Source organism: Micromonospora sp. CA-244673 (genome assembly GCF_050948395.1).
Classification (GTDB): Bacteria; Actinomycetota; Actinomycetes; order Mycobacteriales; family Micromonosporaceae; genus Micromonospora.
On sequence record NZ_CP192019.1, the window covers coordinates 2369902 to 2391718 of the forward strand.

Genomic DNA, 21817 nt, shown 5'->3' on the forward strand with positions numbered 1-21817 from the left:
GTGCACAGATATTGTGCACGGCATGGAGAACGAGGGGTCGCGTCCCGAGCCGCGCGAGGTGCGGCTGGACCATCGACAGGTGCGGGTGCTGGCCCACCCGCTGCGGATGCGCCTGCTCGGCGCGCTGCGCGTGAAGGGCCCGTCCACCGCCACGGCGCTCGCCGAGATCCTCGGCACCAACACCGGCGCCACCAGCTACCACCTGCGCCAGCTCGCCGAGGTGGGGCTGGTCGTGGAGGACCCCGACCGGGGCATCGGCCGGCAGCGCTGGTGGCAGGCCGCGCACGACGTCACCAACTGGGAGCCGACCGACTTCGACGGCGACCCCGACGCCCGCGCCGCGATCGACTGGATACAGGGCGACCAGGTGCGTCTCCTGGCGCATCACGCGGAGCAGTGGTTCGCCACCCAGCACGAGTGGGCGCCGGCCTGGCGGGACGCCTTCGGCATGAGCGACATCTTCATGACCGTCCCGGCCGCCCGGCTCGAGGCGATCACCGCCGAGGTCTGGGCGCTGCTCGAACGCCACCGCGCCGAGGCCGACCCGGCCGAGCCCGGCGCCGAGCCGGTCCAGATCTACCTCGCCACCTACCCGCTGCCGAAGGAGTTCCGGTGACCGCGCTGTCCGTACGCCAGGTCCGGTTCCGCTACCTCACCCTCTACGGCCTGCGCTGGCTGCCCACCGGCCTGCTCACCCCGGTGATGGTCCTGCTCATGCAGGAACGCGGCCTGTCGCTGTCCCAGATCGGCCTGGTGGCCACCGCCCAGGGCCTCGTCGTGCTGGCGCTGGAGCTGCCCACCGGTGGTCTGGCCGACGCGCTCGGCCGCAAGCCGGTGCTGGTCGTCGCCTGGGCGGTCTGCCTGGTCTCGCTGGTGCTCTTCGTGGTGGCCGACTCGTTCTGGATGTTCTTCCTGGTCTGGGCGTTGCAGGGCGTCTACCGGGCGCTCGACAGCGGCCCGCTGGAGTCCTGGTACGTCGACGCGACCCTGGCCGCCGACCCGAAGGCCGAGTACGAGCGCGGCCTGGGCTGGGCCGGCACCGTCATCGGCGTCGCCATCGGCGCGGGCGCGCTGCTCGGCGGCGGCCTGGTCGCGCTCGGCCCGGTCGGGCCGCTCAGCGCGCTGACCCTGCCCGTGCTGGTGGCCATCGCCCTCCAGGTGGCCGCGCTGGTCGCGCTCACCGTGCTGCTGGTCGAGCACCGGCACGCCCAGGGCGCCGCCGCGGTCCGCGCCTCGGTGGCCGAGGCGCCCCGGATGGTCGGCCAGGCCGTCGGCCTGCTGCGCCGCAACCGGGTCCTGCTCGCGCTGGTCGCCGTCGAGCTGTTCTGGGGCTTCGGCATGGTCACCTTCGAGTCGCTGCTGCCGGTGCGCCTCGCCGAGGTGGTCGGCGGCGCCGACCGCGCCGCCGCACTGCTCGGCCCGGCCAGCTCCGCGGCCTGGCTGGCCAACGCGGCCGGCGCCGCGCTGACCCCGCTGCTGCTGCGCCGCCTCGGCGCCGCGCCCGCCGCCGCGCTCATGCGGGTGCTCCAGGGCGTCACCGTGGTCGGGATGGGCCTGCTCGCCGGCCCGGTCGGCGTGCTCATCGCCTACCTGGCCTGCTACACCGTGCACGGCGCGTCGAACCCCCTGCACATGGGGCTGCTGCACCGGCAGGTCGACGGCCCGTACCGGACCAGCGTGCTCTCGCTGAATTCGATGATGGGCCAGCCGGCCGGCGCGCTCGGCGCCGTGGTGCTCACGGCCGTGGCCGACGCCACCAGCATCACCGTCGCCATGCTGGTCGGCGGCGTGGTGCTCGCCGTGGCCGCCCCGCTCTACCTGCCCGCCTGGCGGGCCGGCCGCCGGACCGCGGCGGCGGAACCCGACGCGGGCGAGCAGCGGCCGGGTGAATCGGCCGCCGGCCCGGGCCATCCCGGCCCGGCGCTCGACCCGGCCGGCCCGGTCGACCCGGTCCCGGCCGCCGTCTCCGCGCCCGCTCGGTCGGACTGAGCGCCCCGTGCCCGGCCCCGCCGCTTCGGCCCGACCTCGCCAGGTCGGCGAGCTGGCGGGGCCGGGGCGGTGGGTGAGCCGCCGACTCGGCGAGGTGGCCGGGCCAGGTTGACGGGGAAGCCGCAGTGGGAGGTGGCCGTGATCGGCGGGTCAGCCCAGGTGGACCGAGGTACGGGGCTCGGTGCCGGTGTAGCCGAGCCGGCGGTAGAGCCGGACCGCCCCGACGTTGGCGGTGTAGACGCCGAGCGCCACGTGGTCGTACCGGGCCAGCAGGGCGCGGGTCATCCCGGCGGTGAGCGCCGCGCCGAGCCCGCGGCCCCGGCGGCCGGGCGCCACGGTCAGCCCGGCCAGGAAACCGACGTCGCCCCGGCTGCGGTCGGCGCCGCACGCCACCAGCCGGTCGCCGTCCCGGATGCCGTACCAGTCGACGATGCGCGGGTCGCCCGGGCGGGACGTCGTGCTCGGAAAGGCCTCCTCGATCAGCGCGGCCAGCGCGGGGTGGTCGGCCTCGGTGAGGCGGACCACGCGCCCCTCCTCCGGCTGCTCCGGCGGGGCGGCGGTGGTCCAGAGGAAGTCCCACTCGTCGAGCCGGGCCACGGCGAACCGGCCGGCCACCTCCGCCGGATCGGTCCGGGGCAGGTGCAGCCACTGGCCCGCGTGCAGCGTCCCGCCCGCCACCAGACCCGCGAAGACGTCCAGCGCCGGCCCGGCCGCCCCGAGCGCGCCCCCGGCCGGCCCGTGCTCCGGCGGGAGCAGCCAGCCCACCGCGCCGTCCCGGCGCCAGCCCCGCGCCTCCCGGTCGCGCCAGAGGGCGTGCCGGGCGTACGGGTGGTGGCCGGCGGCGGCGAGCAGGGTGTCCCGCCCCGACAGGACCTCCTCGGCAGTGATCATGCGGCCAGCCTACGAGAGGAGAACTCATGACCCCCCTCCACTCCGTACGACCGGTGCGCCTGTCCGGCCCGCGCTGCGTGCTGCGGGAATGGGCCGACGACGACGTGCCGGCGCTGCACGCGCTGCTGACCGAGCCACGGGTGTTCGACCGGATGCTGGACGAGCGGGCCCCCACGCGGGACGACGTTCACGCCGCCCTGTCCACCTGGCGGGAGGCGGCGGTCGGCGAGCCGCGGCCCGCGTACCGGCTGGCCGCCGTCGAGCCGGCCCACGACGACACCGGGTCGGCAGGTCGGGCGTCGCTGCTCGGGCTGGGCACCCTCACCGTGGAGAGCGTGGCGCACCGGCGGGGCGAGATCGGCTACGTGGTGCACCCCGACCACTGGGGCCGGGGGCTCGGCACGGAGATCGCCGGCCTGCTGCTCGACCTGGCGTTCGGGCCGGTGGGGTTGCACCGGGTGGAGGCGACGACCCGGCCGGACCACGCCGCCTCGCGGCGGGTGCTGGAGAAGGCCGGCATGCGGTGCGAGGGGATCAGCCGGGACCACCTGCTGGTCCGGGACTCCTGGTGGGACTCCGTCCGGTACGCGATCCTCGCCACCGACCGCTGACGCGAAACCGCCGCCCGCCGACGGGGCGTTCCATGGTGGAGATTGACGAACAGACCGATCGGGTACATCCGTGGCCGACCTACTGGGACCCCCCACCGGAGGAACGACCATGCTCGCCATTCTCGCGGCCATCGTGTTCGGCTTCGCCCTGTTGATCGACTTCCTGGACACGAACCTCGGCGCGCCCGACCTGTTCAACACCCACACCCTCATGCTCATCGGCTTCCTGCTGCTCTCCCTCTACCTGGCCGGGGTCGGCTCCGGCACCCGGGGCGGGGGCGGCGGCCGCTGGTACCGGGGCCGGCGTCCGGGTCGCGGCTGACCGGAAACGACCATCCCGGGCCGGGCGGCGGCGCGATTCCAGCGTCGTCGGCCCGGCCCGGTACTGTTCTCGTGATGGAATCCGACGCCCTCTTCACCCTCGGCGAACCCGCCGGAGCGCCCAGCGCCCCCGCGGGTTCCGGCGGCGTCGACGGGTTCACCGCCGCCGCGGCGGATTCGCCGCTGCCCGTCCGGATGCGGCCGGCCAGCATCGACGAGCTGGTCGGTCAGGACCACCTGCTCGCGCCCGGCGCCCCGCTGCGCCAGCTCGTCGAGGCCGCGGCACCGATGTCGGTGATCCTCTGGGGGCCGCCCGGCAGCGGCAAGACCACCATCGCGCACCTGGTGGCCCGGGCCACCGACCGCCGCTTCGTCGCCATGTCGGCGCTGACCGCCGGGGTGAAGGACGTCCGCGCGGTCATCGAGACCGCCCGCCGGCAGCGCCGCGCCGGGGGCCCGCCGACCGTGCTCTTCATCGACGAGGTGCACCGGTTCAGCAAGACCCAGCAGGACTCGCTGCTCGCCGCCGTCGAGGACCGCACGGTCACCCTGCTCGCGGCGACCACCGAGAACCCGTACTTCTCGGTCATCTCACCGCTGCTCTCCCGCTGCGTGCTGCTGACCCTCCAGCCCCTGGACGACGACGCCGTACGCGGCCTGCTGCACCGCGCGGTCGCCGACGAGCGCGGGCTGGGCGGCGCGCTCACCCTGGCGACCGACGCCGAGGACCACCTCGTCCGCCTCGCCGGCGGTGACGTGCGCAAGGCGCTCACCGCGCTGGAGGCGGCGGCGGCCACCGCGACCGCGCGCGGCGTCGACCGGATCGACCTCGCCGTCGCCGAGCAGGCGGTCGACGTGGCGGCCGTCCGCTACGACCGCGACGGCGACGCCCACTACGACGTGACCAGCGCGTTCATCAAGAGCATGCGCGGCTCGGACGTGGACGCCGCGCTGCACTGGCTGGCCCGGATGCTGGTCGCCGGCGAGGACGCCCGGTTCATCGCCCGACGCATGGTGATCTTCGCCAGCGAGGACGTCGGCATGGCCGATCCCACGGCGCTGACCGTCGCGACCGCCGCCGCGCACGCCGTCGAATACGTCGGCCTGCCCGAGGCCCAGCTCAACCTGGCCCAGGCGGTCATCCACCTGGCCACCGCCCCGAAGTCCAACTCGGCCACCACCGCCATCGGCGCGGCCATCGCCGACGTACGCGCCGGTCGCGGCGGGGCGGTGCCGCGCGGGCTGCGCGACTCCCACTACGCCGGCGCCCGGGGCCTCGGGCACGGTGCCGGCTACCGCTACCCGCACGACGACCACCGTGGGGTGGTCACCCAGCAGTACGTTCCGGACGACCTCGTCGGGACCGACTACTACCAACCCAGCGGGCACGGCGCGGAGCGGGCGGTGGCCACCCGGCTGCCGTTGCTGCGCCGGATCGTGCGCGGGCTGCCCGCGCCGCCGGCGCGGGTCGAGGCGGCGGTGAGCGGCGGCCGCCCGGCGGACGCCGCGCGGGCCGACGGCGCGAACGAGGGCGGCAGCGACGCCGTGGGGGAGGGTCAGCAGTGATGGCGCGTGGTCCGGAGCAGCCGGCGGACGGCCCCGACGAGCGGCGGGACCCGCGTGCCAAGGGCCGCCGGTGGGGGCGCGGCAAGGCCGACGCGGAGCCGGCCGAGGCGACCGCCGGCGAGGAGTTCGGCTGGATCGACGACCTGCGGACGGCCAAGCAGCAGCGCAACGACCTGGGCCCGGGCGGGGAAGCGCCCGGCGCCGTGCCGCCACCCGCTCCGGGTCCCCGCCCCGGTCCGCCCGCGCCGGAACCGCCCGGGGCGGCCCGCCCGGGCGCGGTGCCACCGGCCGCGCCCGCCCGGCCCGGGCCGCAGACCCCGCCGGCCCGCCGTGCCCCCGAGGCCGGACCGACTGGCCCCGCCACGCCACCCGCCCGCCCCGGCGGCCCCGATCCGGCGGCACCGCGTCGCCCCGTCGACGGCCCCTGGCCCGGCGCACCCGAACCGACCCGGCGTCCCGCCGAGCCCACCCGCGCCCCCGGTGAGCCGTCCCGCCCGCCCCGCCGCAACCCCGACGCCCCGGCCGGCCAGCAGCCGCCGGCTCCCGGCCGGGTGAGCGGCCCGCCCGGCCCGCGTGTCGCGCCCCCCGCCGGCCCGGTTCCCGGCCGCGCCGGTCAGGGCGCCGGTCCCGCCCCCGAACGCGGTTACGGTGGCCCGAATCCCGGTCCCGGCTGGCCCGGCCCGGACGGCGCCCGGAACGCGGTTCCGCCCACCCCGCGCGGTCGCCACGGCGCCGAGGCGCCCGCCGGCCCGGCCGGCGGCCCCCGGCCGGGTGGCGTCGACCCGGCGGTGCGACCCGTCTCCGGCGGCGGCCGGCGGGCCCTGCCCGACGGCGCCGAGCCGGGCGTCCGCCCGGTCTCGGGCGCCGGCCGCCGGCCGGCCCCGGAGGGCGGCGTGCCCGCGCCGGGCCGTCGCGGCGTATCCGACCCCGGTCCCGGCGTCCCGCCGGCCGCCGGCGGTGCCCGTCGGGCGGTGCCCGACGGTGCCCCGCCCGCCGCCGGGCGTCGGGCCGCCGCGGGTCCTGCCGATCCCGCGGTCCGGCCCGTCTCCGGTGCCGGCCGTCGGGCCACCGCGGCGCCAGGCCGCGCCGGTGCGCCCTCGGAGTCCGGCCGGGCCGGTGTGCCCTTGGAATCCGGCCGGGCCGGCGTGCCCTTGGAGCCCGGCCGCGCCGGTGTGCCCTCGGAGTCCGGTCGCGGCGGTGCGCCCTCGGCGCGCGCCGCCGCGCCCGGCGTCGGCCGGCCCACCGATCCGGTGAGCGGCGGGCCGCAGGCGGGCTACCCCGGGCCGGGCCGTGGCCGCGCCCCGCAGCGCTCCGAGCCGTCCACCGCCGGCATGCCCACGGTGGACGGTGCCGGCGGTCGGCCCGGTGGCCGCCGGCGCGCCGGGGAACCCGACCACCCGGCGGTGCCGCGCAGCGGAAACGCCCCGCCGGTGCCGGCCGCCGGTCCCGACGCCGACCGTCGACCGGACGGCGCCACCCCGACCCCGCGCCGCGGCCAGGCCGGCGCCGCACCCGGCACCCGGCCCGCTGCCGACGTCCCGCCGCCGACCGGCCGGCGAGCCGGTGCCGTCCCGGCGTCCCCGCCCGGCCGCCGGGCGGCTCCCGACGGGCCGGCGGTCCCGCCCGGTCGCCGGGGCGCTCCTGAGAACGTCGCGCCGCCGACCGGCGCGCCCGACATCGCCGCCGTGCCGCGTGGCCGCCGGATCGCTCCCGACGAGGCGGCGATGCCGTCGGGTCGACGGCCCGCCGCCGGTGACCCCGGAACGCCGCCGGGCCGTCGGGGTGCTCCCGACGGCGCGGCCACGGCGCCCGGCCACCGCGCCCCCGGCGACGCCCCGCCCGCGGCCGGCCACCGTGCCGCGCCCGACGCCGGCCACCGTGCCGCGCCCGACGCGCCGGCCGGTCGCCGTGCGGCGCCGGACGCCCCGGCGGGCGGTCACGCCGCGCCCGAGGCCCCGGCCGGCCGCCGCGCCGCCCCTGACGTTCCGACCGGCCGTCGCGCCGCCGCTGACGCGCCGGGCGGACCCGGTGCCACCGGCGGCGCTCCGCCGGCCGCACGGCGTGGGGCCCGCGAGGCCGCGGACGAGGCTCGCCCGTCGCGGCCCGAGCGGCCCGCCGACTGGCTGCGCCAGGCCGGCCGCACCTCGCACAGCGACCCCGCCATGCCGGCGGTCCGCCGCCCGGGCGGCCCCCCGGCGGACGAGCCGACCGCCGCGCGGCGCGGCGGCCCGGCCGCCCCCGACCGTGGCGCGACCGGCCGCGTCGGCGCAGCGGTGCCTCCGCTGAAGCCCGACCAGCCCGGTCCCGCGCGCGGCCCGGCCCGGCCCGGCGGACGCCCGCCCACCGACGACCCCGCCCGCACCGGCGGTTTCCCGGTCGGCGGTGACCCGGCGCGTACCGGCGGTTTCCCGGTCGGCGGTGACCCGGCGCGTACCGGCGGTTTCCCGGTCGGCGGTGACCCGGCGCGCACCGGTGGCTTCGCCGCGGGCGACCCCGCACGGACCGGTGGCTTCCCCGCCGGGGGCGCCCCCGCGCGGACCGGCCCCGACGCCGGCCGTCGCCCCGTGCCGCCGGGACGCCCCGGAGCGGGTCCGGCCGGCGGCGACGCGCGTGGTCCGGCCCGCGGCTCCGCCCGCCCGGACGGCGGCGACCCGACCGGCGACCCGCGCGCCGCGGCCGGTGGCCCCCCGGTGGCCCGGGCGGCCGCGTCCGGCCGGCCGGGCGAACCCGCACCCGCCGGAGCCCACCCGGCCCGGAACGAATGGCCCGGGCGCCGTGCCGCAGGGGCCCGGCGCGCCGGCGGTGGCGCGGGCCGCGGCGGCCGTACCCCCCGGGGAACCGGCGGTGGCGCGGGCGGCGGCGGTCGTACCCCCCGGGGAGCCGGCGGTGGCGCGGGCCGCGGCCGTCGTACCCCCGGCAGAGCCGGCGCGGCCGGGCGATGGCGCCGGACCGGCGCTGCGCCGGGCCGAGGCCGGGCCGGCGGACGCCGACGACGCGGCGGGCGGCCTGCGGGGCGCCCGCTCGGAACTGCGCCGGCAGATGCGCGAGCGGCGGCGGCTGCGGATGGGCATCCTCGCCCTGGTCAGCGTCGTGCTGCTCGGCGCGTTGCCGCTCTACTTCGGGCTGCGCACGCTGAGCCACGACCCGGTCTTCGACACCCTCGACGCGTTGAACGTGCCGTCCTGGGCGGCGGCGAAGACGGTGGACAACGTCAGCGGTAGCCGGTGGTGCCTCCAGGACTGCCGGCTGCGGGAACGCACCGTCGAGTCGCAGAAGCCCTGGAAGGAGACCGCGCAGGCCTACGAGGCGGCCCTGTCCGGGGACGGCTGGCAGCGGTGGAAGGTGGACCGCTGCCCGGAGCAGAAGGTCAAGGGGAGCTACACCTGCTGGCGCCGGGACGAGCTCACCCTCGACCTCTGGGTGCGCGAGCCCACCTGCGTGCCGCCACCGGTGGCGGGCGAGCCCCCGCCGTCTACGGCGCCCGCGCCCGCAGCGGGTGAGTGCACCGGCTCGTTGGTGTCGGTGAAGGTGCGCAACGCGATCGACGACGAGCGGACCGGACCGCAGCCGACCACCGATCCGTCACTCACCGGCGAGGACCCGTACCCGACCCTCACCGACGACCCGCTCGGCGAGTCGGCACCCTCACCGTCGTGAGCCGGTTTCCATCACGGACGGTAGGGTCTGGGGCTGGCGGGCCCGCCCGCGCCCGTTGACCGGTCACGGGTCGGCGCGCGGCGGACCGGGTAGGTACGGTCGCGCGTCCCGGGGCGTCGGGTCCCGGGACACTGCTTGAGGAGGACATGCGCGTGAGTGGTGGAGAGATCGCTGCGCTGATCGCGGCCGGCGCGTTCCTGATGCTGGTGCTCGTGCTGGCGGTGCCGATCCTGCGGCTGCGGCACACCGTCGACGCGACGACCCGCATGATCGCCGACCTGAACGACCGCACCGCGCCGCTGCTCGGTGACGTGAACACCACGGTGAAGAACGTCAACACCGCCCTGGAGCAGGTGCAGACCTCCCTCGACGGTGTCAACCTCCAGCTGGCCAAGGTGGACACCATGACCACCCACGCGCAGAACGTCACCGCCAACGTGGCGAACCTGGCCGCCGTGGTCTCCGCCGCCGCCGCGAACCCGCTGGTCAAGGTCGCGGCGTTCGGCTACGGCGTGCGCAAGGCCGCCGCCGCGCGCCGGCACGCCGAGACCGAGCGCGAGGTGCGCGACACCATCAAGCAGCAGCGCCGGGCCGCCAAGCGCGGCAACCGCTGACCCGGCCGGCTGACAGCGGGAGGATGAGAGCATGAGGCGCTTGTTCTGGCTGGGCATCGGCCTGGCCGTGGGCGTGCTGGTGGTCCGCAAGGCCACCCGGACCGCGCAGGCGTACACGCCGGCGGGCATCGCCAGCGGGCTGTCCGAGTCGGCCGGCGGTCTCGTCGAGTCGGTCCGCAGCTTCGTGGACGACGTCCGGGTCGGGATGGCCGAGCGCGAGCAGGAGATCCACGAGGCCTTCGCCCGCGGCGAGGCGTACGACGACCAGTTCGCCGAGCTGCGGGAGGACCCGCGGATCGGTGACCGAGAGATTTTCCCGGAGGAGCACCAGCGATGAAGACGGCGGAGATCAAGCGGCGGTACCTCGCCCACTTCGAGGCCAACGGCCACGCCGTGGTGCCGTCCGCTCCGCTGCCCGCCATCAGCGACCCGAACCTGCTGTTCGTCAACGCCGGCATGGTGCAGTTCGTCCCCTACTTCCTGGGCCAGCAGACCCCGCCGTACCGGCGGGCGGTCAGCGTGCAGAAGTGCATCCGGACGCCGGACATCGACGAGGTCGGCAAGACCAGCCGGCACGGCACGTTCTTCCAGATGAACGGCAACTTCTCCTTCGGCGACTACTTCAAGGACGGCGCCATCCCGCTGGCCTGGGACCTGGTCACCAAGCCGGTCGAGGCGGGCGGCTTCGGGCTGGACCCGGAGCGGATCTGGCCGACGGTCTACCTGGACGACGACGAGGCGTACCAGATCTGGCGGTCGGTCGGCGTGCCGGCCGAGCGGATCGTGCGCCGGGGCAAGGCGGACAACTTCTGGTCGATGGGCATCCCCGGCCCGTGCGGCCCCTGCTCCGAGCTGTTCTACGACCGTGGCCCGGAGTACGGCCGCGAGGGCGGGCCGGCGGTCGACGAGGACCGCTACATGGAGTTCTGGAACCTCGTCTTCATGCAGTTCGAGCGGGGGCCGGGCACCGGCAAGGAGGACTACCCGATCCTCGGTGAGCTGCCGGCGAAGAACATCGACACCGGCATGGGCCTGGAGCGGATGGCCTCCATCCTGCAGGGCGTCGACAACCTCTACGAGATCGACGAGGTCCGGCCGATCCTGGCCCGGGCCGCCGAGCTGACCGGCAAGCGCTACGGCGCGCACTCGGGTCACGTGGCCAGCGAGTCGCACCCGGACGACGTGCGCCTGCGGGTGATCGCCGACCACGTGCGCACCGCGCTCATGCTGATCGGCGACGGGGTGACCCCGTCGAACGAGGGCCGTGGCTATGTGCTGCGCCGGATCATGCGCCGGGCCATCCGCGCGGTCCGCCTGCTCGGCTACCAGGACCGGGCGCTGCCCGAGCTGCTGCCGGTGGCCCGGGACTGCATGGCCCCGTCCTACCCGGAGCTGGCCGAGGACTTCGGCCGGATCTCGCAGTACGCGTACGCCGAGGAGGACGCCTTCCTCGCCACGCTGCGGGCGGGCACCACGATCCTGGACACCGCGATCGCGGAGACCAAGTCGGCCGGGCAGGCGTCGATCTCCGGCGACAAGGCGTTCCAGCTGCACGACACGTACGGCTTCCCGATCGACCTGACCCTGGAGATCGCTGCCGAGCAGGGCCTGCAGGTCGACGCCGAGGGCTTCCGCCGGCTGATGGCCGACCAGCGCAGCCGGGCCAAGGCCGACGCCCAGGCGCGCAAGACCGGGCACACCGACGTGTCGGCGTACCGGTCGGTGCTCGACGGCGGCGGCGCGGTGGAGTTCACCGGTTACACGGAGCTGACCCGGGAGTCCCGGGTGCGGGCGCTGCTGGCCGGCGGCGCCGAGGTGGCCGCGGCGGTCGAGGGCGACACGATCGAGCTGGTGCTCGACACCACCCCGTTCTACGCCGAGGGCGGCGGCCAGCAGCCCGACCAGGGCCTGATCACGGTGGGTGGCGGCCAGCTCGAGGTCTTCGACGTGCAGCAGCCGGTGCCGGGGTTGATCGTGCACCGGGCCAAGGTGCTCCGTGGCGAGGTGCGCGCCGGCGAGACCGGCTACGCCGAGATCGACGTGTCCCGGCGGCGGGCCATCTCCCGTTCGCACACGGCCACGCACCTGGTGCACCAGACCATGCGCAACTTCCTCGGGGAGTCGGCCACGCAGGCGGGTTCGCTGAACGCGCCGGGCCGGCTCCGGTTCGACTTCAACACCCCGACCGGGGTGGCGCCGAGCGTGCTGCACGACGTGGAGCAGCAGGTCAACGAGGTGCTGCTGGCCGACCTGGAGGTGCACGCCTTCGTCACCACGCAGGAGGAGGCGCGCCGGATCGGCGCCATGGCCCTGTTCGGCGAGAAGTACGGCGAGCGGGTCCGGGTCGTCGAGGTCGGCGACTACGCCCGCGAGCTGTGCGGCGGCACGCACGTGGCCCGCTCGGCGCAGCTCGGCCTCGTCAAGATCCTCTCTGAGGCGTCGGTGGGTTCCGGCGTGCGCCGGATCGAGGCGCTGGTCGGCATGGACGCCTTCGGCTTCCTGGCCCGCGAGCACCTGCTGGTCTCCCGCCTCGCCGAGCTGTTCCGGGTGCCGGGCGAGCAGGTCGCCGACCGGGTGGAGCAGACCGTCACGCAGCTCCGCGATGCGGAGAAGGAGCTGGAGAAGCTCCGCGCCCAGCTGGTGCTCGGCGGGGCCGCGGCCCTGGCGGCGCAGGCGAAGGACGTCCGCGGCGTCGCGTACGTCGGCACCGAGGCGCCCGAGGGCGCGGCCGGCAACGACGTGCGGACCCTGGCCCAGGAGATCCGGGGCCGGATCGACCCGGCCCGCCCGGCCGTGGTCGCGGTGGCCGCCCGGTCGGGCGGCAAGGCGTCGCTGGTGGTGGCCGTGAACCAGGCCGCCCGGGGCCGTGGCCTGACCGCGAAGGACCTGGTGAAGGCGGCCTTCTCCGGCCGGGGCGGCGGCAGCGACGACCTCGCGCAGGGCGGCGGCCTGCCCGCCGCGGAGGCGCCGAACCTGCTGGCCACCGTGGAGAAGGCGATCGCCGACGCCTGATGTGCGCACCGATGGAAGCCAGGGCGGACCGCTCGGTCCGCCCTGGCCCGTACCGGGGGAAAGGTGTCCGGTAGATGGCTGAACTGTCCCGTGGTGTCCGGCTCGGCGTCGACGTCGGCCAGGTCCGGGTCGGGGTGGCCCGCTCCGATCCGCACGGCATCCTGGCCACCCCGCTGGTCACCCTGGCCCGCGACCTGACGACCGGGCCGGACGCGGTGCCCACCGACATCGCCGAGCTGGTCCGGCTGGCCGCCGAGCACGAGGCGGTGGAGATCGTGGTGGGTCTGCCGGTCAACCTCGCCGGAAAGCACGGCCCCGCGGCGGCGAACGTCTCAACGTACGCTGACCGGTTGGCCGATGTAATGGGGCCGATTCCGGTGACGCTGACGGACGAGAGGATGTCGACCGTGGTCGCGAGTCGTAGGCTGGCCGAACGGGGCGTCCGGGGAAAGCGCCAACGGGCGGTGGTCGACCAGGCCGCCGCGGTGGAGATTCTGCAGAGCTGGCTGGACGCGCAGCGGAGGCGGACGCAATGATCGACGATCTTGATCTGGGGTTCGACGAGGCGGAGAGGGGGGAGAAGGGCCGGCACCGGCGCAGCGCCGTGCGCAAGCGCAACGGCGGGTCGGGTGGCGGCCGGGGCAAGACCATCTTCGCCCTGCTCATGGCGATCGTGCTGCTGGGCGGCATCGGCGGCGGCGCGTACGTGGGCTTCGACCGGATCCGCAACCACTTCGTCACCCCGGACTACGACGGCCCGGGCACGGGCGAGACGCTGGTCGAGGTGAAGGCCGGCGACACCCTCACCGACATGGGCATCACCCTCTACGAAGCCGGTGTGGTGAAGAGCACCAAGGCGTTCATCGAGGCCGCCGACGCGAACTCGCGCAGCAAGAACATCCAGGTCGGCCGCTACAAGGTCCGCAAGCAGATGAAGGCCGCGGACGTGATCACGCTGATGCTCGACCCGAAGAGCCGGGTGGTCAACGGGGTGACCATCCCCGAGGGCACCATCAGCCTGAACATCTACCAGATCCTCTCGAAGCAGACGAAGATCCCGGTCAAGGACTTCCAGACCGCCGCGAAGGATCCGGTCAAGCTGGGCGTGCCCGCCTTCTGGTTCAACCGGGAGGACGGCAAGAAGGGCCCGAAGAGCATCGAGGGCTTCCTCTACCCGTCCACCTACGAGATCCCGCCGAAGGCCACCGCCGAGCAGATCCTGTCGATGATGGTGGACCAGTTCATGACCGTGGCCGGGCAGCTCGACTTCGTCGACCGGGCGCAGAAGGAACGGAAGATCTCCCCGTACGAGGCGCTGATCACCGCCTCGATCGCCGAGGCCGAATCGGTCAACGCGGTGGACCTGCCGAAGGTCTCCCGGGTCATCTACAACCGGGTCTACGCCGGCAAGATCGGCTGCAAGTGCCTCGGCATCGACAGCGGCATCAACTACTACTTCCGCCTGCAGGGCAAGGACCCGAAGGACTCCGACGACCTGCTGCAGAGCGAGATCAACGACCTGAAGAACCCGTACAACACGCACAACGTGGCCGGCCTGCCGATCACCCCGATCAGCAACCCGGGTGAGGCCGCGCTCAAGGGCGCCCTGGAGCCGCCGCCCGGCGACTGGATCTTCTTCATGACGATCGACCAGAAGGGCACCATGGGCTACGGCTCGAACGACGCCGACTTCCGTCAGCTGCAGAAGAAGATGTGCGACAACAAGGTGCTCACCGGGGAGAACTGCACCTGATGAAGGCCGCCGTCGTCGGCCGGCCGATCGCCCACTCGCTCTCCCCGGTGATCCACAACGCCGGGTACTCGGCGGCCGGGTTGACCGGGTGGTCGTACACCCGGATCGAGTGCGCGGCCGACGAGCTGCCCGGCCTGGTCGCGGGCCTGGGCCCCGAGTGGGCCGGCCTGTCGGTGACCATGCCGGGCAAGGAGGCCGCGCTCGCGCTGGCCGACGAGGCGTCGCCGGTCGCCGCCGCGGTCGGCGCCGCCAACACGCTGGTACGCCGGCCCGACGGCACCTGGTACGCCGACAACACCGACGTCGCCGGCATGGTCGACGTGCTCACCGCCGCCGGGTGCGCCTCGGGTGCCACCGTCACCGTGCTCGGCGCGGGCGGCACCGCCCGGGCGGCCGTCGCGGCGGCGGCCCGGATCGGCGCGGCCGAGGTGACCGTGGTGGCCCGCCGGCCGGAGGCGGTACGGGAGCTGGGCTCGACGGCCGAGGCGGTCGGCGTCCCGCTGGTCGGCGCGCCGTGGGACGGCGCCCCGGCGCACGCTCGGGCCGACCTCGTGGTCTCCACGGTGCCGAAGGGCGTGGCCGACCCGCTCGCGGACAACTTCGACTGGCGGCCCGGGACGGTCTTCTTCGACGTGGTCTACGACCCGTGGCCCACCCCGCTCGCCGCGGCGGCGGTCGCCGCCGGCTGCCGGGTGGTCTCCGGGCTGGACCTGCTGCTGGCCCAGGCGGTCGGCCAGTTCGAGCACTTCACCGGCGTGTCCGCGCCTCGGGAGGCGATGCGCGCCGCGCTGGCCGAGGCCCGCGCCCCGGCCTGACCCGGGGGCCGCCCGGGGCCCCGGAGCCGCGCCACGCGCCCGCCGCCCGGACGGCCGCGTCCGCAGGGCGGGACGCGGCGGGCAGTGCGAGGTGTCGCACACCGGGCGTGACAGACTGACCGCTGTGTTGCGCTGGCTGACTGCAGGTGAATCGCACGGACCCGCCCTCGTCGCGCTGCTGGAGGGGGTGCCCGCCGGCATCGAGGTGACCACCGCGGAGATCTCCGGCGAGCTGGCCCGGCGCCGGCTCGGCTACGGCCGGGGCGCCCGGATGTCCTTCGAGCAGGACGAGATCGAGATCATCGGCGGGCTCCGGCACGGCGTGACCATCGGCAGCCCGGTGGCCGTCCGGGTGGGCAACTCGGAGTGGCCGAAGTGGCGCACCGTGATGGCCGCCGACCCGGTCGACGCGGAGGAGCTGGCCGGTCAGGCCCGCAACGCCCCGCTCACCCGCCCCCGCCCCGGTCACGCCGACCTGGCGGGCATGCAGAAGTACGGCCACACCGACGCCCGGCCGATCCTGGAGCGGGCCAGCGCCCGGGAGACCGCCGCGCGGGTCGCCGTGGGCGCCGTCGCCAAGGCCCTGATCAAGCAGGCCCTCGGCGTCGAGATCGTCTCTCACGTGGTGGAGCTCGGCCCGGTCGGGGTCAAGCCCGGCCTGCGGCCCGCCCCGTCCGACGCCGCCCGGATCGACGCCGATCCGCTGCGCTGCCTCGACCCGGAGGCCAGCGCCCGGATGGTCGCCGAGGTCGACGCCGCCAAGAAGGCCGCCGACACGCTCGGCGGCGTGGTCGAGGTGCTGGCGTACGGGGTGCCGCCGGGCCTGGGCAGCCACGTCCAGTGGGACCGCAAGCTCGACGCCCGGCTGGCCACCGCGCTGATGTCGATCCAGGCCATCAAGGGCGTGGAGATCGGCGACGGCTGGTCGCAGGCGCGCTCGCGCGGCTCCGAGGCGCACGACGAGATCCTGCCCACCGCCACCGGCGTGCGCCGGGTGACCGACCGGGCCGGCGGCCTGGAGGGTGGCATCACCACCGGCGAGCCGCTGCGGGTGAAGGCGGCCATGAAGCCGATCTCCTCGCTGAACCGGGCGCTGTCCACCGTCGACGTGCTCACCGGCGAGCCCGCCACCGCGATCAACCAGCGCTCGGACGTGTGCGCCGTGCCGGCCGCGGCCGTGGTGGCCGAGGCCATGGTGGCGCTGGTGCTGGCCGAGGCGGCGGTGGAGAAGTTCGGCGGCGACTCGGTCGCCGAGATGCGCCGCAACCTGTCCGGCTACCTCGACGCGCTGGTGATCAAATGAGCACCCGGCCGGTCTGCGTGCTGGTCGGGGCGCCCGGCTCCGGCAAGACCACGGTGGGGCGGGCGCTCGCCGGTGCGCTCGGCGTCGAGTTCCGGGACACCGACGCCGACATCGAGCAGCTCGCCGGCAAGCCGATCCCGGAGATCTTCGTGGACGAGGGCGAGGATCACTTTCGTACCCTCGAACGGGCCGCGGTGGCGGCGGGGCTGGCCTCGCACGCGGGCGTGCTCGCCCTCGGCGGCGGCGCGGTCCTCGCCGAGGAGAACCGCGCCGCGCTGATCGGGCACACCGTGGTGCACCTGTCGGTGGAGCTGCCCGACGCGGTGAAGCGGGTCGGCCTGGGGTCCGGCCGGCCGCTGCTGGCGCTGAACCCGCGCGCCACCCTCAAGCACCTCATGGAGCAGCGCCGCCCGCTCTACGCCGAGGTGGCCACCGCGACCGTGTTGACCGACGGGCGTGTCCCGGAGGAGATCGCCGGCGAGATCGCGGCCCTGCTCAAGCCCTGACCGCCGCGGGCCGGGGCGCCCGCTCCGGCCGCCAGGTGACGAGCAGGGCGAGGGCCAGCAGGATCTCGGCCAGGTCGCCGCCGTAGTACATGACCGTCGCGCCGGCCCGCAGCTCGTCCCCGGTCGCCGCCACGTCCACGAGCACGCCGGCGTAGAGGAGCTGGGCGAGCACGGCGTGCGCCGCCACGCCCACCCCGAGCACGACCAGCCGGACCGGGACCCGGGGCCGGTGCGGGCCGGGATCCGGCCCGGCGATCGACCAGGTGAACAAATATCCGCTGAGCACGAAGTGCAGCAGCACCAGCCCGTGCAGCGCCGGATGGGTCAGGGTGGCCCGGTGGAGCGGGGTCAGGTACAGCAGCCAGAGCCCGCCCGCCGTGAGCAGCAGCCCGGTCACCGGGTGGGCGAGCGCCTGGAGGGCCGGGCGGCGCAGCACCCGCAGCGCCGCGCGGCCGACCCGCCGGTCCAGCGTCCGCAGGGCCAGGGTGCCGGGTGCGCCGAGCACCAGGGCCAGCGGCGCCAGCATGCCGAGCAGCAGGTGCTGGGCCATGTGCCCGGGCAGGTCGGCGGCGGGCAGCAGCAGCCCGGCGGCGAGCAGCGCGGCGCCGAGGCCGAAGCTCGCCGTCCGCCGGTGGTCCCATCCGGGCCGGCCCGGGTCCCGCTGCCGCAGCGCCGCCGCCAGGTAGGCCCAGAACAGCACCGGGGGTACGAGCGCGGCGGCCGGGATGCCGCCGGCGGCGTGCCCGGCGTGGGCGAGGCTCACCGCCGCTCCGGGGCGCAGAGGTCGACGGCGGAGGCCCTTCGCTGCACGGCCCAGCCGACCGCGACGAAGACCGCGCCGAGCGCCAGGAAGCCGAGGTCCCACCAGAGCTGGTGCGGACCGCCGTGCACGTGGTGGATGCCGAGGATCTGGTGGTCGACGAGCCCTTCGACCAGGTTGAACAGGCCCCAGCCGACCAGCGCCCAGCCCCACAGCGCGGGGGAGCGCCACAGCCGGCCCCGGGACCGGGTGACCCGGGCGTACAGCAGGGCCAGGCCGGTCAGCACCGCCACCCAGGTGACCGTGTGGAACAGCCCGTCCCAGAGCGTGTTCATCCTCAGCCCGGCGACCGTGTCCACGGGGTAGTACCTGATCCCGATCCGGTCGGTGTCGGTGCTGCTCAGCAGGTGGTGCCACTGGAGCACCTGGTGGAGCAGGATGCCGTCGACGAAGCCGCCGAGGCCCACGCCGAGGATCGTCGCCGGCACGCGGATGTCCGCGCCGTCGATGGTTGGTCGGGTCATGCCTGCACCTCCGCCGTCGGGGGTTCGTCCCCACCGTTACTGCCCGCTCCTGCCCGGTCAAACGTCGGTGACGGCGGATCGGCCACGGAGTGGACAGTCGCCGCCCCGGCGCCGCCCGCTCGACTAGACTGCCCGCGATGGACGAGGTGACCCGGATCCCGGTCGGCGGCGAGCGGCCGTACGACGTGCTGGTGGGACGCGACCTGCTCGACCCGCCGCCCCGGCTGCTGCCCGACGCCGAGCGGGTGGCCTTCCTGCACGCGCCCCCGCTCAAGGGGCTGGCCGAGGAGCTGGCCGAACGGGTGCGCGCGGCCGGGGTGACCCCGCTGCTCATCGAGGTGCCCGACGCCGAGGCGGGCAAGCACGTCGAGGTGGCCGCGGCCTGCTGGGACCGGCTCGGCGAGGCGGGCTTCACCCGCACCGACGCGGTGGTCGGGGTCGGCGGCGGGGCGGTCACCGACCTGGCCGGATTCGTCGCGGCCAGCTGGCTGCGCGGGGTGCGCTGGGTGCCGGTGGCGACCTCCCTGCTCGGCATGGTCGACGCCGCCGTCGGTGGCAAGACCGGGATCAACACGGCGGCCGGCAAGAACCTCGTCGGCGCCTTCCACCCGCCGGCCGGGGTCATCTGCGACCTGGCGACGCTGGACAGCCTGCCGCCGGCCGACCTGGCCGCCGGCATGGCCGAGGTGGTCAAGTGCGGTTTCATCGCCGACCCGGTGATCCTCGACCTGGTGGAGCGGGACCCGGCCGCCGCGCTGGACCCGACCGGGCCGGTGACCCGCGAGCTGATCGAGCGGGCGGTGCGGGTCAAGGCGGACGTGGTCTCCGGTGACCTGCGCGAGTCCGGGGTGCGTGAGGTGCTCAACTACGGGCACACGCTGGCCCACGCGATCGAGAAGGTGGAGGGCTACCGCTGGCGGCACGGGCACGCCGTCGCCGTGGGCCTGGTCTACGCGGCCACGCTGGCGCGGCTCGCCGGGCGGCTGGACGCGGCCACCGCGGAGCGGCACCGGGCCGTGGTGGCGGCGCTCGGCCTGCCCACCGGCTACCGGGCCGACGCCTGGCCGGAGCTGCTGGCCGCCATGCGGGTGGACAAGAAGGCCCGGGGCAGCCGGCTGCGCTTCGTGGTGCTGGACGGCCTGGCCCGCCCGGCGATCCTGGAGGCGCCGTCGGACGAGCTGCTGGCGCGGGCGTACGAGGAGATCACCGGATGAGGGTCCACGTGCTCAACGGGCCGAACCTGGGCCGGCTCGGCACCCGCCAGGTCGACGTCTACGGGGTCACCAGCTACGCCGACCTGGTGACCCTCTGCGAGGAGACCGGTCGCGAGCTGGGGCTGGACGTGGTGGTCCGGCAGACCGACGCCGAGCACGAGCTACTGGGCTGGCTGCACGCGGCGGCCGACGAGGGCGCGGCGGTGGTGCTCAACCCGGCCGCCTGGTCGCACTACTCGATAGCGGTCCGGGACGCCTGCGCCCTGCTGCGCGGCCCGCTGGTCGAGGTGCACATCTCCAACATCCACGCCCGCGAGGAGTTCCGGCACCACTCGGTGGTCTCCGCGGTGGCCACCGGGGTGATCTGCGGGCTGGGCGTGGACGGCTACCGGCTGGCCCTGCACCACCTGGCCGGGCGCCTCGCCGACGGCGCCTGACGAGCGGTCCCGCTGCGTGACGTTCCGCACGTCCGGGCCGGTGCGCCGGGCTCGGCGGGGCCCGGCCGGCGAGCAGCCCGGCGACCCGGTTCGACACAGCTAGTAGACTTCGTAGGTCTGTCCGCCAATTGAAGATCAAGGCAGGAAATGGCCTCCACCAACGACCTCAAGAACGGCCTGGTACTCAACCTCGACGGGGAGCTGTGGGCCGTCGTCGAGTTCCAGCACGTCAAGCCCGGTAAGGGCGGTGCGTTCGTGCGTACCACGCTGAAGAACGTGCTGTCCGGCAAGGTGGTCGACAAGACCTTCAACGCGGGCACCAAGGTCGAGACCGCCACCGTCGACAAGCGCACCATGCAGTACCTCTACGCCGACGGCGAGGACTACGTCTTCATGGACCTGGAGACGTTCGACCAGATCACCGTTCCCGGCGGCACCGTCGGCGAGGCGGCCAACTACCTCCTCCCCGAGGCCGAGGCCACCGTCGCCACCCACGAGGGCCTGCCGCTCTACATCGAGCTGCCGACCTCGGTGGTGCTCGAGATCACCTACACCGAGCCGGGCCTGCAGGGCGACCGGTCGACCGGCGGCAACAAGCCGGCCACCGTCGAGACCGGCGCCACCGTCCAGGTGCCGCTCTTCATCACCACCGGCGAGAAGATCAAGGTCGACACCCGCGACGGCCGTTACCTCGGCCGAGCCTGATGGCGGAGGGTGCCAAGCAGCAGATGCCGGCGCGCCGCAAGGCGCGCAAGCGGGCGCTGGACGTGCTCTTCGAGGCCGACCTGCGGGACCGGCCGCCCGTCGAGGTCCTCGCCGGCTACCTGGAGCGGATCGAGAAGCCCCGCCCCGAGCACGTCGGCTACGCGGTCGGCCTGGTCGAGGGGGTCGCCGCGCACCTCGACCGGATCGACGAGGTGATCGCGAGCTACGCCGAGGGCTGGACGCTGGACCGGATGCCGGCGGTCGACCGCAACCTGGCCCGGATCGCGGTCTACGAGCTGCTCTACGTCGACGAGATCGACGACGCGGTGGCGATCAGCGAGGCCGTCGAGCTGGCCCGGCAGATGTCGACTGACGACTCGCCGCGCTTCCTCAACGGCATCCTCGGCCGGATCGCCGAGTACGCCACCCGCTGACGCTGCGGCAACGCCAGCTCGACGCCGCGCCGCGACTCGGAGCCGCCGACAACGAAAGGGCCCGCGCCGAACGGCGCGGGCCCTTCGTGTCGGGCGCGTCAGGAGGCGAAGAACGCCCGCGGGTCGGCGACCAGCACACCGTGCTCGGTGAGCCGCTCGATCAGGCCCGACGGCGAGGCGTCGTAGACGATCGCGAGGGCGCGCAGGTCGTCGGCGCGGATGGAGAGCACCCGGCCGTTGTAGTCGCCGCGCTGCTGCTGGATGGCGCGGGCGTACCGGGCGACGTAGGCCAGGTCCTCGGAGGCCTCGTCGTAGAGCCGCTCCAGGTCCAGAACGATCTTGCTGGTGGGCTCGTGGCGCACCCCGCTGCCGTCGGGCAGCAGCTCCGAGACGGGAACTCGGTAGAAGTCGGCCAGCTCCGCCAGGCGGGACACGGTGACGGCGCGGTCGCCACGCTCGTACGAGCCGACCACCACGGCCTTCCACCGCCCGTTCGACTTCTCCTCCACACCCTGCAGGGACAGGCCCTGCTGCTGGCGGATGGAGCGCAGGCGGGCGCCCAGCGACTTGGCGTATTCAGAGGGCATTCGGACACTCCCAGTGCTGCTCGGGGTTCTCCCAGCTATCGCTACGGAGCGTGACGGTACGGGGATTGCGACACGCGGTCAAGTGTTCGTGACGACCCCGGTAGGCCCGGCGTACGGG

The 21817-nt window shown here is 75.4% G+C and carries 22 protein-coding genes; 18 read left to right on the plus strand and 4 right to left on the minus strand.

The genetic code is table 11. The features are described 5' to 3' along the window. The first annotated feature begins 22 nt into the window (after positions 1-22). Together ACQP12_RS11115 and ACQP12_RS11120 are read left to right on the plus strand one after the other, a co-directional pair. On the plus strand, positions 23-616 hold the full coding sequence (locus tag ACQP12_RS11115; RefSeq protein WP_433287213.1) for a helix-turn-helix domain-containing protein: 594 nt from the start codon (positions 23-25) through the stop codon (positions 614-616). After that, positions 613-1989: an MFS transporter gene (locus ACQP12_RS11120; protein ID WP_433287215.1), complete on the plus strand. Its 1377-nt coding sequence runs from the start codon at positions 613-615 to the stop codon at positions 1987-1989. Before ACQP12_RS11115 ends, ACQP12_RS11120 begins: the two co-directional genes overlap by 4 nt. Before the next feature lie 150 nt (positions 1990-2139). On the opposite strand, the gene ACQP12_RS11125 is transcribed toward ACQP12_RS11120, so the two are convergent. Then, the gene (locus tag ACQP12_RS11125; protein WP_433287217.1) at positions 2140-2880 is read right to left on the minus strand and encodes a GNAT family N-acetyltransferase; all 741 of its coding nucleotides are present in this window, start codon (positions 2878-2880) and stop codon (positions 2140-2142) included. Positions 2881-2906: 26 nt separating this feature from the next. Here ACQP12_RS11125 and ACQP12_RS11130 point away from each other — a divergent pair, with 26 nt between their 5' ends. The 12 genes from ACQP12_RS11130 to ACQP12_RS11185 all read left to right on the plus strand — a co-directional run bounded on the left by ACQP12_RS11130 (position 2907) and on the right by ACQP12_RS11185 (position 17038). Continuing rightward, positions 2907-3491 carry a GNAT family N-acetyltransferase gene (locus ACQP12_RS11130; protein WP_433287219.1) on the plus strand — a complete coding sequence of 195 codons (585 nt, stop codon included), beginning with the start codon at positions 2907-2909 and terminating at the stop codon, positions 3489-3491. 109 nt (positions 3492-3600) lie between these two features. Beyond that, the gene (locus ACQP12_RS11135; RefSeq protein ID WP_357946056.1) at positions 3601-3813 is read left to right on the plus strand and encodes a hypothetical protein; all 213 of its coding nucleotides are present in this window, start codon (positions 3601-3603) and stop codon (positions 3811-3813) included. 74 nt (positions 3814-3887) lie between these two features. After that, positions 3888-5378, plus strand: coding sequence for a replication-associated recombination protein A (locus ACQP12_RS11140; RefSeq protein WP_433287221.1), 1491 nt, complete (start codon positions 3888-3890; stop codon positions 5376-5378). Positions 5379-8417: 3039 nt separating this feature from the next. Further along, positions 8418-9035 carry a hypothetical protein gene (locus ACQP12_RS11145; RefSeq protein WP_357946316.1) on the plus strand — a complete coding sequence of 206 codons (618 nt, stop codon included), beginning with the start codon at positions 8418-8420 and terminating at the stop codon, positions 9033-9035. A gap of 152 nt (positions 9036-9187) precedes the next feature. Beyond that, the gene (locus ACQP12_RS11150) at positions 9188-9649 is read left to right on the plus strand and encodes a DUF948 domain-containing protein (protein WP_357342426.1); all 462 of its coding nucleotides are present in this window, start codon (positions 9188-9190) and stop codon (positions 9647-9649) included. Positions 9650-9680: 31 nt separating this feature from the next. Then, positions 9681-9986 (plus strand): hypothetical protein, encoded by a 306-nt coding sequence (locus tag ACQP12_RS11155; RefSeq protein ID WP_357946049.1) that lies wholly within the window; start codon positions 9681-9683, stop codon positions 9984-9986. After that, positions 9983-12661 (plus strand): alanine--tRNA ligase, encoded by a 2679-nt coding sequence (alaS, locus tag ACQP12_RS11160; RefSeq protein ID WP_433287224.1) that lies wholly within the window; start codon positions 9983-9985, stop codon positions 12659-12661. The genes ACQP12_RS11155 and alaS overlap by 4 nt, the downstream gene beginning before the upstream one ends. Before the next feature lie 74 nt (positions 12662-12735). Further along, positions 12736-13197 (plus strand): Holliday junction resolvase RuvX, encoded by a 462-nt coding sequence (gene ruvX, locus ACQP12_RS11165; protein ID WP_357946043.1) that lies wholly within the window; start codon positions 12736-12738, stop codon positions 13195-13197. Next, positions 13194-14414 (plus strand): endolytic transglycosylase MltG, encoded by a 1221-nt coding sequence (mltG, locus tag ACQP12_RS11170; RefSeq protein WP_433287226.1) that lies wholly within the window; start codon positions 13194-13196, stop codon positions 14412-14414. Before ruvX ends, mltG begins: the two co-directional genes overlap by 4 nt. Beyond that, positions 14414-15229, plus strand: a complete 816-nt coding sequence (locus ACQP12_RS11175) for a shikimate dehydrogenase (RefSeq protein ID WP_433287228.1) — start codon at positions 14414-14416, stop codon at positions 15227-15229. The genes mltG and ACQP12_RS11175 overlap by 1 nt, the downstream gene beginning before the upstream one ends. Before the next feature lie 124 nt (positions 15230-15353). Continuing rightward, positions 15354-16532 (plus strand): chorismate synthase, encoded by a 1179-nt coding sequence (gene aroC, locus ACQP12_RS11180; protein ID WP_357946035.1) that lies wholly within the window; start codon positions 15354-15356, stop codon positions 16530-16532. Further along, entirely contained in the window at positions 16529-17038 is a 510-nt protein-coding gene (locus ACQP12_RS11185; protein ID WP_433287231.1) for a shikimate kinase, read from the plus strand. The genes aroC and ACQP12_RS11185 overlap by 4 nt, the downstream gene beginning before the upstream one ends. Here the strand turns inward: ACQP12_RS11185 and ACQP12_RS11190 are convergent. Both ACQP12_RS11190 and ACQP12_RS11195 read right to left on the minus strand, forming a co-directional pair. Next, positions 17028-17801, minus strand: a complete 774-nt coding sequence (locus tag ACQP12_RS11190; RefSeq protein ID WP_433287233.1) for a cytochrome c oxidase assembly protein — start codon at positions 17799-17801, stop codon at positions 17028-17030. The genes ACQP12_RS11185 and ACQP12_RS11190 overlap by 11 nt on opposite strands. Then, positions 17798-18322 (minus strand): DUF2243 domain-containing protein, encoded by a 525-nt coding sequence (locus tag ACQP12_RS11195; protein ID WP_433287235.1) that lies wholly within the window; start codon positions 18320-18322, stop codon positions 17798-17800. The genes ACQP12_RS11190 and ACQP12_RS11195 overlap by 4 nt, the downstream gene beginning before the upstream one ends. Before the next feature lie 137 nt (positions 18323-18459). Between ACQP12_RS11195 and aroB the strand changes: the two genes are divergently transcribed. From aroB to nusB, 4 genes are all read left to right on the plus strand, one after another. Continuing rightward, complete coding sequence (gene aroB / locus ACQP12_RS11200; protein WP_433287237.1) at positions 18460-19536, plus strand: 3-dehydroquinate synthase; 1077 nt, start codon at positions 18460-18462, stop codon at positions 19534-19536. After that, positions 19533-19973 carry a type II 3-dehydroquinate dehydratase gene (gene aroQ / locus ACQP12_RS11205; protein ID WP_357946021.1) on the plus strand — a complete coding sequence of 147 codons (441 nt, stop codon included), beginning with the start codon at positions 19533-19535 and terminating at the stop codon, positions 19971-19973. Before aroB ends, aroQ begins: the two co-directional genes overlap by 4 nt. A gap of 147 nt (positions 19974-20120) precedes the next feature. After that, positions 20121-20678 (plus strand): elongation factor P, encoded by a 558-nt coding sequence (efp, locus tag ACQP12_RS11210; protein ID WP_151461581.1) that lies wholly within the window; start codon positions 20121-20123, stop codon positions 20676-20678. A gap of 23 nt (positions 20679-20701) precedes the next feature. After that, entirely contained in the window at positions 20702-21112 is a 411-nt protein-coding gene (gene nusB, locus ACQP12_RS11215) for a transcription antitermination factor NusB (RefSeq protein ID WP_210406048.1), read from the plus strand. A 98-nt stretch (positions 21113-21210) separates the two neighbouring features. Here the strand turns inward: nusB and bldD are convergent, their stop codons facing one another. Then, on the minus strand, positions 21211-21699 hold the full coding sequence (bldD, locus tag ACQP12_RS11220) for a transcriptional regulator BldD (protein ID WP_013285505.1): 489 nt from the start codon (positions 21697-21699) through the stop codon (positions 21211-21213). Positions 21700-21817: the final 118 nt, after the last annotated feature.

Excerpts from the sequence above, each read along its gene's own strand:
- ACQP12_RS11145 (WP_357946316.1), top strand. The coding sequence starts at position 8,418 with ATGCGCGAGCGGCGGCGGCTGCGGATGGGCATCCTCGCCCTGGTCAGC.
- aroQ (WP_357946021.1), top strand. The coding sequence starts at position 19,533 with ATGAGGGTCCACGTGCTCAACGGGCCGAACCTGGGCCGGCTCGGCACC.
- efp (WP_151461581.1), top strand. The coding sequence starts at position 20,121 with ATGGCCTCCACCAACGACCTCAAGAACGGCCTGGTACTCAACCTCGAC.
- ruvX (WP_357946043.1), top strand. The coding sequence starts at position 12,736 with ATGGCTGAACTGTCCCGTGGTGTCCGGCTCGGCGTCGACGTCGGCCAG.
- mltG (WP_433287226.1), top strand. The coding sequence starts at position 13,194 with ATGATCGACGATCTTGATCTGGGGTTCGACGAGGCGGAGAGGGGGGAG.
- nusB (WP_210406048.1), top strand. The coding sequence starts at position 20,702 with ATGCCGGCGCGCCGCAAGGCGCGCAAGCGGGCGCTGGACGTGCTCTTC.
- aroB (WP_433287237.1), top strand. The coding sequence starts at position 18,460 with ATGGACGAGGTGACCCGGATCCCGGTCGGCGGCGAGCGGCCGTACGAC.
- ACQP12_RS11125 (WP_433287217.1), bottom strand. The coding sequence starts at position 2,880 with ATGATCACTGCCGAGGAGGTCCTGTCGGGGCGGGACACCCTGCTCGCC.
- alaS (WP_433287224.1), top strand. The coding sequence starts at position 9,983 with ATGAAGACGGCGGAGATCAAGCGGCGGTACCTCGCCCACTTCGAGGCC.
- ACQP12_RS11175 (WP_433287228.1), top strand. The coding sequence starts at position 14,414 with ATGAAGGCCGCCGTCGTCGGCCGGCCGATCGCCCACTCGCTCTCCCCG.
- ACQP12_RS11115 (WP_433287213.1), top strand. The coding sequence starts at position 23 with ATGGAGAACGAGGGGTCGCGTCCCGAGCCGCGCGAGGTGCGGCTGGAC.
- ACQP12_RS11135 (WP_357946056.1), top strand. The coding sequence starts at position 3,601 with ATGCTCGCCATTCTCGCGGCCATCGTGTTCGGCTTCGCCCTGTTGATC.
- ACQP12_RS11130 (WP_433287219.1), top strand. The coding sequence starts at position 2,907 with ATGACCCCCCTCCACTCCGTACGACCGGTGCGCCTGTCCGGCCCGCGC.
- ACQP12_RS11140 (WP_433287221.1), top strand. The coding sequence starts at position 3,888 with ATGGAATCCGACGCCCTCTTCACCCTCGGCGAACCCGCCGGAGCGCCC.
- bldD (WP_013285505.1), bottom strand. The coding sequence starts at position 21,699 with ATGCCCTCTGAATACGCCAAGTCGCTGGGCGCCCGCCTGCGCTCCATC.
- ACQP12_RS11155 (WP_357946049.1), top strand. The coding sequence starts at position 9,681 with ATGAGGCGCTTGTTCTGGCTGGGCATCGGCCTGGCCGTGGGCGTGCTG.
- ACQP12_RS11185 (WP_433287231.1), top strand. The coding sequence starts at position 16,529 with ATGAGCACCCGGCCGGTCTGCGTGCTGGTCGGGGCGCCCGGCTCCGGC.
- ACQP12_RS11195 (WP_433287235.1), bottom strand. The coding sequence starts at position 18,322 with ATGACCCGACCAACCATCGACGGCGCGGACATCCGCGTGCCGGCGACG.